This window comes from Endozoicomonas euniceicola (assembly GCF_025562755.1).
Classification (GTDB): Bacteria; Pseudomonadota; Gammaproteobacteria; order Pseudomonadales; family Endozoicomonadaceae; genus Endozoicomonas_A; species Endozoicomonas_A euniceicola.
The window spans coordinates 3,097,110-3,111,313 of the sequence record NZ_CP103300.1 but is presented as its reverse complement, the minus strand read 5'-3'; the positions used below and the strand labels follow the sequence as shown (position 1 = coordinate 3,111,313).

The window sequence follows — 14,204 nt, the reverse complement described above, 5'->3', positions numbered from 1 at the left end:
AGCTGAGCCATCTGAAAGAGCGGGACAGGAACCTCAGGCTGCATTAAACTTCTGGTTATGAACATAACCAAACAACATCAATACCAGTTAGACACTGAAGGCTATATTGTTCTACCCAATATCGTTCCCCGGGCACTTTGCAGTGACGTTGTAAAACTTATTATGTCGTTTACCGGGGCAGACCTGAAAAAACCGGATAGCTGGTATAAAAAAGATCTGGGACACAACGGTATTGTCCCCATACACCAACATCAGGCTGTCTGGAATATACGACAGTACACATCTATTCACCAGGCATTCGCCAAACTGCTGGCCACTGAAAAGCTCTGGGTCAGGCTTGACCGGCTGTCATTCAAACCTCCGCAAAGGCGATCTGAAGCCTTCGACAAAAGCAATATTCATCTCGACTTCCCTTATCAGAAAATCACCTCTCTGCGCTTACAGGGGATTCTCTACCTTACCGATACGGAAGAAAACCAGGGGGCGTTTTGCTGCGTACCGGAACTGTTCAAACAGCCGGAAGTCCTGAAACAGAAAGAAAATCTGTGGTTCAGTGACAAAGAGCTGGAAGGCTACGAAATAAAAAATGTTGCCGCCACAGCCGGAAGCCTGATTATCTGGGATTCGCGCCTGCCGCACTCCGGCAATATCAACACATCGGATCAGCCCCGGCTGGCCCAGTACCTCTCCATGTGTCCGGAGGATTCGGAAGAAAGCCGTGCCAGCCGAATCGCCCTCTGGCAGGCCAAACGCGCGCCAGAGAAGTGGCGAAACATGCCTTACCAGCAAGACCCGGAAGATGGGGATGTGGCAACGCTGACAGAGCTTGGACAAAAGCTGTTAGGGCTGACTCGCTGGTAAACGGTCATTGTCTTCGGAAAGCCCATGCCGGTTAAACCGCTGCACACCACCAATCCAGGTCTGGTCCACATGAATCTGATCAAGACTCCCCTGATGGATCAGAGGATTATCAGACAGCACCAGGAAATCCGCCAGCTTACCCGCTTCTATGGAACCGGTTTTCCTGTCCACATTCAGCTCTTGTGCAGCGTCAATGGTAAAGCGCCTTAATAACAACATGATTCTTTGTGACTGGTCGTATTTTTCAGGCTCACTTCCTGGTGGCAAGATAGCAGGTTGAACGATCGAGTCACTCATCGTTTTCAAAGGTTCGACAAGGGCGCTGGTGTATGATTTGCTGTTTTTCCGGATAAAAACCCGTTGGGGAATCACCCCAATTTGCGACAAGAGTTCCAAAGGCTTGTTCTCTGCCTGACGAGGCAAAGCAGCCCGAACACTGGTCACCCCCCGAACAAGATACTTCTGCACATTCAGACTTAATTCGTCTAACCCATCGGTAAAAGAGATGTTCATTTTGCTGGAGAAAAAGTGTCCCCGGGTATCGATAAAGCCGGGAATCAGCGCTTTTCCTTCCAGATCAATGACCAGGGCATCATCGGCCTGATTCTTCAATACCGCTTCAGTGCCGGTTGCCACAATTCGATCCCGCTCAACCAGAACGGCATCTGTAATTGTGTCATCGTCGTCCATGGTGAGTATCACGCCATTCACAAACAGCTGCTTATCAACAGGCACCGGATTAAGGTAAAACCAGAAATAGACGGAAGTCGCCAGTAAAAACAGAAAGGCAGCCACCGCGGACACAACAAAATAGCGAAGAATCTTCATAGCCAGTCAACCATTCTTATTCTTGCAGTAGTTTCACCACTGACTCAGTTAGAGAGCTGATAGCCTGCCAATAGCGGGCATCCTCTTTTTTTGCAGAAACGGTTCCAGAAGCGGTTTCAGCTGAAGTTGCGCCAGACACCAGTTCTGCCAGAGGCATCAGTGCCTGCTGCAACGCTTCCGGACAGACGGGTGTCCGTTCCGGGGCTTTCATTTGTGGATAACATTCACGATAAAAACGACACCAGTTAAACTGTAACCCCGGATCAGCCTTGCCACGGAAGCCGGCAACGTGCTCATGCCCCATCACCCGCTCAGGGTCGGCCAGCGCCGGATAAGACTGCTTAAGCACCTGCACCACATGCTGTAAAGCCTGGTACTGAGCATCCGTGTAGGAAAACAAATTGCCGTTCAGGTTGACCAGTTCAATACCGATGGAGTGATCGTTAAACCTCTCCCTGTCACTGTAACGACTGACACCGGCATGCCAGGCTCGCCATGCTTTACCTTCCAGGCATTGTACCAATTCATAAATTCCGCCATCGGTATCAATCACCAGGTGTGCCGAAACAGCGTTGTCACCATTCATAAATATATCCAGCGTTCCCTGCAAATCCACTGCCGTATAATGCAGGATGAGATGTTCAACAGTAATCTCCGTTCGGTCACAGTTGGGGCTGACAAGTCGATAGACGTTCATAAGCAGTCTCTGGGGCTAATCTATTAAACCTGCCTGAAAATCACCAAACAATCTACTGGCAGACCGTTCATCATCTGTCGCTTCTCCCCCCCCCCTTTTCTCCCCTTCTCCCCAGAATAATCAACCTTGCGCCAGATAAAACGAGGCAGGTATCTGGCGCAGAAAAAAGTTTATCCATCGGAGTCTCTCTGCCGATAGTTATAGCTGGTAAGTATCTGACTAAATGAAATTACGCTGGCTGAACAAACTATATCGGAAAAGCTATGAACCCGTTTAATCCCTATGACTTTAACTCTTCAGGCGTGCTGACTTCCATATGCTTCGTGAAGGGAGATGATATAGAGTCAATCCGGCCTGAAGAAAGTAAATCCAAGGGATATTCTATTCGTGCATATAACCCTAACGGCGCTGGTCCCTTAAAAAACGTTGTACAAGCCTATAATGAAAACCATTTTGCTGGTAACCCGCTTCCTGCCCGGGATGTAGTCCAGAATGAAGGCGCTATGCCAGGATACCTGTTTGATGGCGCTTACAAAAAGGTGTTAGATCTGGCCTTCGAGTATGATGAGTTCCCCAGAAATAACACTAAGTTACGAGAAGAAAAAATCGCTCAGCTTGCCAAAATGGAAACCGTCGCTAACAACTATCTTGAACAATACCCTCTGCCAGCAGCCCCCTCTGAGCCAGAAATCAAAAGATATAACATGGTCATTAAGATACTAAACGGTATCGCAATGGAAAAACGATTCTTGTTTGGTATAACCGAAAGCTATGGCAAAATCTACCTGCCAGAAGACGAGCAGGATGTTCGGGAAAATTTTGCCAGAGGCAACTCTGCCTCTATCGCCAAGGTCACTTATAAAGGGAAAAAATCAGGAGATGATCCTTTCGTTGCTGTTTTCAAAGCCTCAACAACTGACCAGGTAGTTAATGCTGAAGCCGCCAAAGCATTTGGCATAACGGATCATTCAGGGAATAACTGTAATTCAGAGACTGCCAGGCTAACTCACCGGTCTGTCTATTTTTATGAGCTTGATTTGCTCATGGGGATGGGCTTAACACCGCCTACATTTTATGCCATCCATAATGGCCAGCCCGGCTCCTGCCAGCAGTTTGTAGAAGGTCAGCATATCTCAGAAAGAGGTAGCGTCGATCTCCCCTACGATGCAAAGCATATAGACACTCTATATGACATTGTGCATGGTGAACTACTTGATCAGGGCAGAAGCTTCAGGCTCCAGGCTCACTCTCCCGCTCTGGAATCACAGCTTGCAACCATGTCAAATGAAGAGCTGAAAGAGCTCTATGATGCCGGAAATCTGGTGTTGACCATAGAGCAGGTTAGCGACATTCCACCCTTAGACCTGCGCCACCCGAAAACACAGAAAGCACTGGCAGACGCCCAGCTTCTTGATCATCTTGCGGGTAGTGTAGACCGCAACCTCAGCAATATTTTCTTTGTTCCCAAAGTCGATGAAGATGGAAAGGCCTATTACGGAATACAGTTAATCGACAATGATCTCTGTGCTGCTGCAGCCAACGTACATGAAAATGAAGAAGCCCACTCATTAACCAACCCTTTTCGTATCAACATGGCAGGCCGGGTTCCCAACTTTATCGATCGTTCAACCGCTAAAAGACTCAAAGCGATGAGCTTCGAGGAAGTCTATGAACTGCTGAAATTACATCAGCTAGTCGATGATACAGAGTTGGTTTCACAACGGGAGCGACTGAGACATTGCATAGACGCCATCAGCCGCGCACTGAATTCCTTTTCTGGTAAAGCTCAGGTTGTTTACCAAACGTCTGTGAAAGAACCAAAACGGGATGAAGCGACTGGAGAAGAGATTCCCGGGGAATTTGAAGAAGGTAAATCTACCGAAACGATCAGCCTTATTAACGAGTGGGATGAAGAAACTTACCAGAACATGTTGAAAAATGAGGATACTTACCTTTTCAAAGCAAACAACTGTCGAATTGCCGAGCTGAGTACGATAATGGAAAGCAATCCTGAAAAAGCAGCAGAAATCTGGGCAACACAGTTTAGCCTGATGGGAGCCCAACCAATGGCAGAAGCTTACGGTAAACACCGTAGGGCTATCGCCAAATTGCAAAACGTCCTTACTCATTACCGTAAAAAGATCATTCTTGAAAATCCTTCTGACATCAGGCGAGCCTGTGATTTTGTCCATACTTTGGTCAAACACCCCAGACAAAAGCTGACACCGGATGAGCAACAGGAAAAATCCGATCTGCTGCTGCCAATGATGCTCGGCGATAAAGTCAGCGGACAACACATTGGCAAAGCCCTTAACTGGTGTCTGAAAAGCAAGCTGCTCAGTGCCAGTACGGTGATGGCCTTGCTTCCACAGGCCACTAAAATGGCAGAAGACAGCCCTGTCGCACAATGGAAACCTTCAGAAACCTTTATGAGTGAATTTAAGTTTATGAATCAAGAGGGAGACTTTCCTCCGGTGCCGGCCAGAATAGCCTTGTCCCAGTGTGTTGACGGTGCCGCTCCCAAGCGCGAGTCTATTGCCATGCTGCGTTTTTGCGGTTTGCTGGCCAACTGCACCGTACCCGAGTATAGGAAAAACAACAAAAAACTGAATATGGATATTATGAACTGTGATGAGTTCAAACATGCCATGAATTTCATTACCCCGGCGACCCTGAAAAAACTACTTGGATCTCCAGCCAGTAAATGCCGTACTGTCATAGAAGACGTCTGCTTCCAAAATAAAGAAGAACTGAACCAGAAAAACATAGAAGCGGTTATAAACTTGCTGAGTTATCACTTTGGCGTGGTTGAGCATAAAAATCTTTAGAACGGAACAAAAAATGGTTATCCGGTATTACAGTTTACTGACTTGTCTGTTTGCAACTCATGTGTTTGCAGAAGAAGAAAAGTCCGGGATTGAAGACCTCAGCCTGATGCAGGTGGTCATGCCCCTGATTCTGGTTATCGTACTGATTTTTGTTCTGGCCTGGCTGGTTAAGAAAATGAACCCTGGCTCACCCACCCTTGGGCAGGGCATTACCGTTATAGCCAGCGCACCACTCTCCAGCCATGCCAGAGTCTGCCTGATCCGTGTAGGCGACAAGGATATTCTTGTCGGGGTCACCAGTCATCAGGTCACACCTGTGCATACTTTTGAAGAGTCGCCTGTTCCACCAGCACAAACTGAAAACCCGCAGGATTTTGCCCACCACTTTAAGCACCTGCTGAAAGGTAAGCGCAAAGAAGGGGAAGGTTAGCCTCAGGTTATTCAGCGAGTTATCCACAGCCTTACTGCTCCATCATCTTGCCAACCAGCATGATCATCGTCATCTCGGTCATACAGATTTTCTGTAACTCCTGCTGGGTTTCTTCCGTCATCTCAGACAGTTTCTGACTCTGTTCTGCCTGGTCATGCCACTTGCCCTGCTCCATATCATCGGGGTAACTGTCCAGCAGTCTCTGGTGCAAACCATCCTGTTTGTCACGCAGAACACCCAGCATCACGACCAGTATTGGAGGCACTTCGCCAGACAGGGTTCTGAGGTTTATATAGGTCCAGTACAGCCGGGCAATTCTTCGGGTGCTGTCTCGCAGGCAGAGTAAACACAGATAGGCTTCTTCGTGGTGGCTCATGCTGTAGTCCTTTTTCCCGTGTTTATTCCACTCTAACATGACATTTCAAGACATTAACAACATGGCCCAGAAATACTTATCCACTTATTCACAAATTAACTGACCAAGCCTCTGAATGACCTGTGGATAACGCTCTGAGAAGCCCTTTGCAGAGCCCCGGCCTTACGACTGGTCATAATTCAAACAGCGCAAGCTGTGATCAGTCATCGTCATCTGCCATTGCGCTGAAGTCGTCTTCCTCTATAACACCGCATTCGCCTTTGAAGTCGATCTCTTGTAATTTTTGCGCTGACCGACTGATGTAGTCTGTCAGCGAACAAAAAGCATCTGGACAGTCATCCAGACAGACAGGTATTTCATTCAGCAGTATCTGCACCCGGTGGTCTCTGCCACACTGGTAGACGCGCCACTGAATATTACCTGACATGGGAGTGATCAAATCGGCGTCCCAGTCACTGTAATCAGGGTTGTCACCCAAATAGCCCATCAGCATGATCATGGCCACCATGGTTGAGTCATGGGTAAACCAGAGGGACAGTAATGGTTGGTCTTGTTTAGGGCTCAGTGCAGCAGTAAGCCTGCTGATCACCTGCTCCTGAATAGGAGCGGCAAGATTAAACATTACCCTGTTGCCGCTGGCAAAGCCTCTTTTATGCCATTGTTTTAAATTTTGCATCTTTCCAAGAAGCTTCATCTCCTCACCGGACTGGTTTGACTCATTGAGAAAATACTGGCAGAAGTTGTACCTTTCTTTTTCAGGAAAGCTGCTTTCTATCTGGCACAAGTTATACAGCAACTCCATTACTTTAAGTTTATTTTTTGAGGTCATTGTTTTTTTGGTAAAGCTTTGGGCCAGGTCAAAAGAAAGCTGGCTGTCATCAACTAACTCCTGCCTGCTTTTCTTTAATTTATCCCTGGTGGTTTCGTAGGACCCAGTTCTTTCGGGGCAGCTCTTATAACTTCTCAGAATCTGGTCGGCAGATTCCACTGCCATATCCGGTTCAAACGACAAGCCGCTATTGACAGACCAGCCTTTCAAGCCATCCATAAAGGCCTCTAAACTCTGTCTCGTTCTCAGTGTTTTACTGGTGCTTGCCCGTATAGCGGTTGCTGGTTTTAAATTAAATGGGGCAATATTTACCCCTGACGCAAAACGTCTGGTAATGAAGTTCAGCTCCTGTTTTCCTAAGCTGGTAATGCTTCCAGCCAATTCGTTTTTTTCAACAAACTGTCTTAGCCGCTTTATGTTTTGTATTATTTTTATTCCTTCCAGCGTAAGCTCGCTGGATGTACTTTCATCTCCTTTTAACAGTTCATTAAGCTCCTGCTCTATTTCGGACAGCTTTTCATTTTTTGTGACATGCCTTGAGGCATGTCGACCTAAATAAATCGTATGCACCATAGAACAACTACTAAAAGGTGCGCTCACTTCCCGCCTATTGCCTGGGTATGGTCGTTTATTGTTTAAGTGTGACTCAATAGCGTTCTGGTCATCACTATTGACAATCGTACGCCAGGGAGTGCAGGCTTGATTTTTTTCCTCTATGGCTAACGAGCCATCAGCCACTATCAGCAACATCACCAGAACAACAGGCTTAGGCAGGAGGGTCATTTACATCTCCTCATGTTTGTCTTTTTTTTCAGACAGGAACAGCACCTTGTATTTGACTTTGGTGATTTGCCTGACTCCACTGATGTCGTGTTTCTGCATAAGAGCATTGGCAAAAGACTGGTAGAAATCCGGCAGTTTGGTGTGTTTTCCCGATTTATCAACAGGGAAATACAGTTTAACCATAACCATGGGGTCGTATACCTCAAGCCCTTCGATATTGCCGCTTTTACCTTTGTTAACTTTTATTGTCGTATAATACCGGTGTACTTCATTTTCGCCGCTGATAAACTCCAGGTAGCTGTAAATGCCTTTTCCTTCTTTTTGCGCTCGCTCAAGGTGGGTAAGAAAACTGGAGTCAAACTTTTCTGCGATTGAAATGCTGTCCGGCTCAATGTTAACGGACAGTTCCGTTTGCTTTTCAAGCTTTTTAGCTTTTGCTTTAATACCGGTTTCAATAACTTCATGGTGTCGGTCAATAAAGGTTCCCCCTTTAACCTGAACGGAGTGCTGATCGGCAACGTACTGGGTAATGGTTAATAAAACTTCCTGAATGCTCGGGTAATTCTGGTTTAACCCAGGCAAGTCAAACTCTGGTATAAAGAAACCCTCGTCACAACTCCAAAATAAAATATCCCTGTTTATCTGGAACTCTTCTGGAGAGTTCTTGAAAATCTTGAACCAGCTTGAATCATAATCCTGAATTTTTTTCTGATTTTCGCTGAAGAGCTTTGCATTTTCCTCAAAGCGCTTCTTCAGCTGTCCCAGGCTTTGACTTTCTGAATGGGGATAAGCGCACTGGCAATGGCGCCCAATGCTTTCCCTGTTCTGATCAAAGCTTTTCCACTCAAAGCTGTTAAACTTCTGATACTCATGTTCGGGAATTTTTTTCCACAAATCAGGCTCCTTACTGGCAAAGTGTTTAAGGCTTGCGGCCATCTCTTCAGAAGGCAGCGTGTTGGCATAATCGAATAAGCAGTGATGAGGCTCCCAGGAAGCAGCGATGACTTTGGGTATGGCTGAAATCAACAGAGAAGAGCAAACCAGAGTGCGTGACAGGCGACTGATCTTGAAACTAAACACAAGCTATTCCTCTGGAAATTAGAAGAAAATCCAACGGGTATTTTTGATTGCACGTCAATGCAAACGACGAGCGTTGCTTAAAGGGGCATGACGCAGAATCAAGAGGGCATAAAAAATACCCGGAATGTCGTGTAAAAAGACTTTCGAAGTCATTGACTTCAGGGTGGTTTACAACATATCCGGGCTACCTGAGAATAGCAGGAAAACCAGAGTTGAGTGGCAGCAGGCAAAAAACTTTTTTAAACAGCGTTCAACACCCCCATCGGAGACTGCCGGACAACCCGCCGAACTCCCAGCCAGCCCGACAACCCAATCAGGCTTCCCCCTGTCAAAGGCAGTGCCAGCCACAGCCATACGGCTGGCCGCCAGCTCATTCCAAACACATAGCTTTGCAGCCACCAGTTACAAAGCTCAGTCCCAACAGCCGCAACAAAGCCTGACAACAGACCCAGCACCACAAACTCACCCACCTGCAGCCGCAGCAGCTGTTGCCGGGTGCCGCCAAGGGAGCGAATCAGGGCACCTTCACGCAAACGTGCGTCAAGGCTGGACTCAATAGCCGACGCCGTCACCAGCAACCCGGCCAGAAACAACGCGATTAACATGGCTTCAACGGCCAGCGTGGACTGTTGCACCATACTCTGAACCTGACTGATAATGGCATCCAGATCCAGTAGCGTAACCGTTGGAAAGGTCTGCACGAATTCATTCAGCAACAGTCGTCTGTCTGGTGACAGGTAAAAACTGCTCAACCAGCTGGCTGGCATATCACCCAGCGTTCGTTCCGGGAACATCATATAAAAGTTAGGGCGGAAGGATTCCCAGTCAGCCCTGCGCAGGCTGGTGATCGTTGCTGTCACATCGCGACCGGAAATGGAAAAAGTCAGCTGATCACCCAGTGCGACTCCCAGGTGTTTAACAATGCTCATTTCTACCGACAGCTCTGAATCATTACCAGTCTGCCACCATTGCCCCTCGACCAGCTGGTTGCCTTCCGGTAATTCATTCGACCAGGTCAGGCTTAACTCACGATTTAACGAGTTATGGTTGCGCTGATCTTCAGACACAGCCTCTTTTGCAGGAACCCCGTTAATGTAGGTCAGCCGCCCCCGAACAATCGGATAGACTTCGCTACGATCAATCTGTCGTTCTTTGAGAAAACGACGAAAGCTGTCTATTTCGGAAGGCTGAACATTCAGGGCAAAATAATTAGGTGTTCCTTCAGGCAACTGCTGCTGCCAGCGTTCCAGCAGTTCTGTCCGCAGCAAAAGTACAATAGCCATGGACATAAAAATCAGGGAAAACGCCAGCATCTGCGCCGTAGTCTGCCCCCGCTCCCGGGATAAGCGCTTCAGACCCAGTCGCCATTGCAGCGGCAGGGAGTGACGCAGCAACCGTTTGTGCATAAAGCCCAGCCCCACTTTCACGCAGAGGGAGATCAGCACCAGTATCAAAGCACCAGCCAGTGTTATGCCTGCTGTGGTGAGCAATTGACCGGTGTGATACCACAGCAGTGCGATCATTGCGCCAAGAGACAACCCGTAAACCAGCCAGGTTCCGGGCGGTGCCGGAGTCAGATCACGACGAAGCACACGTAAAGGCGTGACTTCCCGCAACCGAAGTAAAGGCGCAAAGCCAAAACCCACCAATGTAATGATGCCGGTGGTGCCGCCCACCAGCATCGGCATATAGCCAGCCTCAGGCAGCCAGGCGGGCAGAACGCCTTTCAGGAGTTGCAGCACACCCGCTTGCAGAAGCCAGCCCAATACGACACCGGGAACCGCCACCAGCACCGCTACCAGTAGCAGCTCTCCGACCAGAATTTTCATCACCAGCTGTTGCGACGCACCGACACAGCGCATCACCGCAATGGCATCAAAGCGTCGTTCAGCAAAACGACGACTGGACATGGCGACGGCAACCCCAGCCAGCAAAATAGCAGCAAGGCTCGCCAGCCCTAAAAACTGCTTCAGTCGTACCACCGAGTTTCTTAAATCCTGTCGATTGTCTTCAGCCATGGATAAACGTTCACTGCCGTCGAGCAGAGGTTTCACCTGACTCTGAAAAGCCTTTAAATCCCGGCTTTCACCGGCAATCAATGTTTTCCAGCTGACACGGCTACCGGGCTGAATCACATTGGTGGCAGGAACATCAGCAAGGTTAAACATCAGCCGGGGAGCGAGACTGTAAAAATTACTTCCCCGGTCAGTTTCAAGAGTAATCACCTTAGTGACGACCAGATGAGTTTCGCCGACTTCCAGCGAATCCCCAATCTTAACGCCCAGCAGAGAGAACAATCTTGGTTCCAGCCACGCCTCACCGGGTGCAGGAACCTCTGCTGCAATCCGGTCCCGGGCAAAAGGCTGGTCGGCAATGCGAACATGCCCACGCAGTGGATAATTTTCCGGTACAGCCTTGGCGGCCACCATCTGCATTTCGTCACCCGCCAGAACAACGGTAGGGAACTCCAGAGTTTGAGCCTGCTGCAATGGTTGGGCATCCAATACCGTCTGCACTTTATCGGACAAGGGGCTGGAGCTGCGAATCATCATGTCAGCGCCCATGACTTCAGCCACCTGTCGCCCAAGTGCCAGTTGCAGGCGTTCACTGAAAATAGCAATGGCGGTGCTGACGCTCACGGCCATCAACAGTGACAGAACCAGCAGCCAGAGCTCACCTGAACGCCAGTCACGCAGTAAGAACCGAAGAGACAACCGGCTAGCGTTCATACCACCACCTCAACCTTGCGCTGTTCTTCAACAATCGCCCCTCCTGTTAACCGAAGTACCCGGTCACAACGGGCGGCCAGCCCCATATCATGAGTGACCAGCACCAGAGTGGCACCCCGTTCACGATTCACCTCAAACAACAATTGAATAATACTTTCACCGGTCTTTTCGTCGAGATTACCCGTAGGTTCATCGGCAAACAGAATATCCGGACTGCCTGCAAACGCTCTGGCAATCGCCACCCTCTGCTGCTCTCCACCCGACAACTGTCTTGGGTAATGATCCAGTCGCTCTCCAAGACCAACCCGTTGCAAGATTGCACGACTGCTTTCCGGCACATTTCCTCCTCCGGACACTTTTGTACCACCCGATAACTCCAGCGGCAACATGACATTTTCCAGTGCCGTAAGGTTGGGCAGCAATTGAAAGGACTGAAAAACAAAACCGGTATGCGCCGCACGCACCCTTGCCCGCTCATCTTCATCCAGAGTATCGATACGATGGCCCGCCAGGTGAACCTCTCCGCCTGTCGGCAAGTCCAGACCGGCAAGAATCCCCAGCAGGGTCGACTTGCCCGAACCGGAAGCTCCAACAATAGCAACGGATTCGCCAGACTTGATCTGAAGGTCAAGTCCGGACAGTATGGTGAGTGTGCCACTCTGGGCAACAACCTGTTTCTCCAGAGCCTTTGCCATAATTGCTGTAGTCTGAGCAGCCTTGCGTGGAACAGCCTGGGGGGATGCGTTCTTGTTCATAGTCATTCGTCGTTTAGCAACCAGTTTTATTTTTTTATCGTTACTTGTCGCACAGGCTGCTTATGGCCAGAAAACTTTGCTGGTGTATGGAGACAGCCTCAGTGCCGCTTATGGTCTTGAAATACAACAGGGCTGGGTATCTTTATTACAGGAAAAGCTTGCCCAAACCAAGTCTGGCTGGAAGGTGGTCAACCTCAGCGTCAGTGGTGAAACCACGGCCGGAGGACTCAGTCGTTTACCCGCCGCTCTTGAAGAACATCGACCGGAACTGATGTTGCTGGAGTTGGGTGCAAACGACGGTTTACGGGGGATTTCGCTGAAAGCCATGTCCCGTAACCTGGAACAGATGATTCAGCAGGCACAGAAAAAAAACGTGAATGTTTTACTGTTTGAAATGATGATTCCGCCTAATTACGGACCGGCCTACACTCAAAAATTTACTCGGATTTTTCATTATCTCGGTAAACAATATACCGTTCCGGTGGTGCCTTTCTTTCTGGATGGCGTAGCAGGGCATCCGGAGCTGAACCAGCCGGACGGAATTCATCCCACCGCTAAGGCCCAGCCGATTATTTTTGACAATGTATGGCCGCATATAAAAGTGGCACTTTAGTAATGGCTTAAAATATAGCCAGAATCCAGTGTAGAGCAACTATCACTCTTCCAGATGCTCTGACAGTTTTACCCGAACGGGTTCCGGTATTGGCACGGCTTTTTCACTGGCATAGTCATAGTGAATTAATATTGCCTTGCCCCGGGCACACAGTTGCCCGGACTGCCATGCTTCATGATGGATATACAGGGAGGAGTTCCCGACCTTTTCCAGCCAGGTACGTAGTTCCACATCCTGCCCAAAACGCAGCTGCTTCAGAAACTCTACGTCAATACGGGCAATGATAAGCTGCCAGTTCCGCACATCCATTTCAGGATTGAAAATGTAAAAGATGGGTTCTCTGGCTTGCTCAAACCAGACCGGAAGAACCGTGTTGTTAATATGACCAAGGGCATCAGTCTCGCAAAAGCGCGGCGTGAGATTCTGGGTAAACATCTTTTGTAGTTATTCTCTTAACGGGCGGTTGATGTGCCTGGAGCCTTTGGATTTCAGATCCGACAAACTCCTGAAACCAGAGGAATTATTGCCGCTTTAGAGAATGATCTCAATGGCTCATTTCCCGAATAACCGACAGGATTCTTCACCGAAGCTCCGAAGTTTGTGTTAAACCTATTAAAGAGTTGGTGATTTGGAAGTGTTCATCATGCCAATATTTACCTTTATACCTACAGTAAAAAAGTTATCTATACGCAATGGCCTGAAATTATTTACCTGCAAGACAGGTGGTCGCAAAGCTCAAAATCTGATTATACATTGCCATGGCACCTTCCGACTGGAGAAACCCGGTTCTTTAATGCCGTCAGATATTACCACTGTGCCACCGGGAACATCGCTTTACTTCTATGCACCACATGGGGCTGTTCTGCATAACAGCTTAGACAGGCTCATGAGCGGAGTGTATGAACCTTTAGAAGTAATAATGGCAGGGCAACCTTGTGCTAATTATCTGTTGGTTCCAGAACTCCACAAAGCATGGGGGTCTGAAGACTTTGTCAAAGCAACAATAATGGACGATCGTACTAGTCCAGGCAAAAAGGCAAAGAAGCACCCACTCCGGGAATTCGATGTTGTTTTGGTCAGCCACGATATACGTCTGGGGAAGCTGATTGAGACGCTTCAGCTGGAGGGTCAGCTGTATCCCCGGACTCATTGCTCGTTCTGTCGTGATTCAGCACGCGGATTAGTCTTGCGCGGCTATGACCCGGAATTTGAGACACCGCCCAATGTTTATCAGGGCGACCTGGGCAGATGGCATATTCTTTAGCGGGCAATTTCAGTGGCTTAGGGGCGCAGCATTAAATAACTTACCGGGCTTTTGGCTGTTGGCTTTTGGCTATTAGCTGCTCATACAGCCAACCGCCAAAAGCCAACAGCGGTATATTATGTTCTGCTGCT

13 protein-coding genes are annotated in these 14,204 nt (G+C 48.5%); 5 read left to right on the top strand and 8 right to left on the bottom strand.

Going from position 1 to position 14,204, the window contains the following annotated elements:
• The first annotated feature begins 57 nt into the window (after positions 1–57).
• Positions 58–861 carry a phytanoyl-CoA dioxygenase family protein gene (locus NX720_RS12285; RefSeq protein ID WP_262601392.1) on the top strand — a complete coding sequence of 268 codons (804 nt, stop codon included), beginning with the start codon at positions 58–60 and terminating at the stop codon, positions 859–861.
• Here NX720_RS12285 and NX720_RS12280 read toward each other — a convergent pair.
• A complete protein-coding gene (locus tag NX720_RS12280) occupies positions 841–1,689 on the bottom strand; it encodes an amidohydrolase family protein (protein WP_262601391.1) in 849 nt (282 codons plus the stop codon). The genes NX720_RS12285 and NX720_RS12280 overlap by 21 nt on opposite strands.
• A 16-nt stretch (positions 1,690–1,705) precedes the next feature.
• A complete protein-coding gene (locus NX720_RS12275; RefSeq protein ID WP_262601390.1) occupies positions 1,706–2,386 on the bottom strand; it encodes an N-acetylmuramoyl-L-alanine amidase in 681 nt (226 codons plus the stop codon).
• A gap of 263 nt (positions 2,387–2,649) precedes the next feature.
• Between NX720_RS12275 and NX720_RS12270 the strand changes: the two genes are divergently transcribed.
• Positions 2,650–5,214: a hypothetical protein gene (locus NX720_RS12270; RefSeq protein ID WP_262601389.1), complete on the top strand. Its 2,565-nt coding sequence runs from the start codon at positions 2,650–2,652 to the stop codon at positions 5,212–5,214.
• Positions 5,215–5,227: 13 nt separating this feature from the next.
• Positions 5,228–5,644, top strand: a complete 417-nt coding sequence (gene fliO / locus NX720_RS12265; RefSeq protein ID WP_262601388.1) for a flagellar biosynthetic protein FliO — start codon at positions 5,228–5,230, stop codon at positions 5,642–5,644.
• 31 nt (positions 5,645–5,675) lie between these two features.
• Here fliO and NX720_RS12260 read toward each other — a convergent pair whose 3' ends face one another.
• The 5 genes from NX720_RS12260 to NX720_RS12240 form a co-directional block, all read right to left on the bottom strand.
• Entirely contained in the window at positions 5,676–6,020 is a 345-nt protein-coding gene (locus tag NX720_RS12260) for a hypothetical protein (protein WP_262601387.1), read from the bottom strand.
• A 199-nt stretch (positions 6,021–6,219) separates the two neighbouring features.
• On the bottom strand, positions 6,220–7,632 hold the full coding sequence (locus NX720_RS12255) for a histidine phosphatase family protein (protein ID WP_262601386.1): 1,413 nt from the start codon (positions 7,630–7,632) through the stop codon (positions 6,220–6,222).
• Positions 7,633–8,712 carry a hypothetical protein gene (locus NX720_RS12250; protein ID WP_262601385.1) on the bottom strand — a complete coding sequence of 360 codons (1,080 nt, stop codon included), beginning with the start codon at positions 8,710–8,712 and terminating at the stop codon, positions 7,633–7,635.
• 239 nt (positions 8,713–8,951) lie between these two features.
• Complete coding sequence (locus NX720_RS12245) at positions 8,952–11,441, bottom strand: ABC transporter permease (protein WP_262601384.1); 2,490 nt, start codon at positions 11,439–11,441, stop codon at positions 8,952–8,954.
• Complete coding sequence (locus NX720_RS12240; RefSeq protein WP_262601383.1) at positions 11,438–12,196, bottom strand: ABC transporter ATP-binding protein; 759 nt, start codon at positions 12,194–12,196, stop codon at positions 11,438–11,440. Before NX720_RS12240 ends, NX720_RS12245 begins: the two co-directional genes overlap by 4 nt.
• On the opposite strand from NX720_RS12240, the gene NX720_RS12235 reads away from it, so the two are divergent.
• Positions 12,189–12,809 (top strand): arylesterase, encoded by a 621-nt coding sequence (locus NX720_RS12235; RefSeq protein ID WP_262601382.1) that lies wholly within the window; start codon positions 12,189–12,191, stop codon positions 12,807–12,809. The genes NX720_RS12240 and NX720_RS12235 overlap by 8 nt on opposite strands.
• A 42-nt stretch (positions 12,810–12,851) precedes the next feature.
• Here NX720_RS12235 and NX720_RS12230 read toward each other — a convergent pair whose 3' ends face one another.
• On the bottom strand, positions 12,852–13,244 hold the full coding sequence (locus tag NX720_RS12230) for an acyl-CoA thioesterase (RefSeq protein WP_262601381.1): 393 nt from the start codon (positions 13,242–13,244) through the stop codon (positions 12,852–12,854).
• A 208-nt stretch (positions 13,245–13,452) separates the two neighbouring features.
• On the opposite strand from NX720_RS12230, the gene NX720_RS12225 reads away from it, so the two are divergent.
• The gene (locus tag NX720_RS12225) at positions 13,453–14,073 is read left to right on the top strand and encodes a putative adhesin (protein ID WP_262601380.1); all 621 of its coding nucleotides are present in this window, start codon (positions 13,453–13,455) and stop codon (positions 14,071–14,073) included.
• Positions 14,074–14,204 lie beyond the last annotated feature (131 nt).

What these genes read in the sequence shown, in the direction of transcription:
- NX720_RS12285 (WP_262601392.1), top strand. Translation starts at nt 58, where the DNA reads ATGAACATAACCAAACAACATCAATACCAGTTAGACACTGAAGGCTAT.
- NX720_RS12280 (WP_262601391.1), bottom strand. Translation starts at nt 1,689, where the DNA reads ATGAAGATTCTTCGCTATTTTGTTGTGTCCGCGGTGGCTGCCTTTCTG.
- NX720_RS12275 (WP_262601390.1), bottom strand. Translation starts at nt 2,386, where the DNA reads ATGAACGTCTATCGACTTGTCAGCCCCAACTGTGACCGAACGGAGATT.
- NX720_RS12270 (WP_262601389.1), top strand. Translation starts at nt 2,650, where the DNA reads ATGAACCCGTTTAATCCCTATGACTTTAACTCTTCAGGCGTGCTGACT.
- fliO (WP_262601388.1), top strand. Translation starts at nt 5,228, where the DNA reads ATGGTTATCCGGTATTACAGTTTACTGACTTGTCTGTTTGCAACTCAT.
- NX720_RS12260 (WP_262601387.1), bottom strand. Translation starts at nt 6,020, where the DNA reads ATGAGCCACCACGAAGAAGCCTATCTGTGTTTACTCTGCCTGCGAGAC.
- NX720_RS12255 (WP_262601386.1), bottom strand. Translation starts at nt 7,632, where the DNA reads ATGACCCTCCTGCCTAAGCCTGTTGTTCTGGTGATGTTGCTGATAGTG.
- NX720_RS12245 (WP_262601384.1), bottom strand. Translation starts at nt 11,441, where the DNA reads ATGAACGCTAGCCGGTTGTCTCTTCGGTTCTTACTGCGTGACTGGCGT.
- NX720_RS12240 (WP_262601383.1), bottom strand. Translation starts at nt 12,196, where the DNA reads ATGAACAAGAACGCATCCCCCCAGGCTGTTCCACGCAAGGCTGCTCAG.
- NX720_RS12230 (WP_262601381.1), bottom strand. Translation starts at nt 13,244, where the DNA reads ATGTTTACCCAGAATCTCACGCCGCGCTTTTGCGAGACTGATGCCCTT.
- NX720_RS12225 (WP_262601380.1), top strand. Translation starts at nt 13,453, where the DNA reads ATGCCAATATTTACCTTTATACCTACAGTAAAAAAGTTATCTATACGC.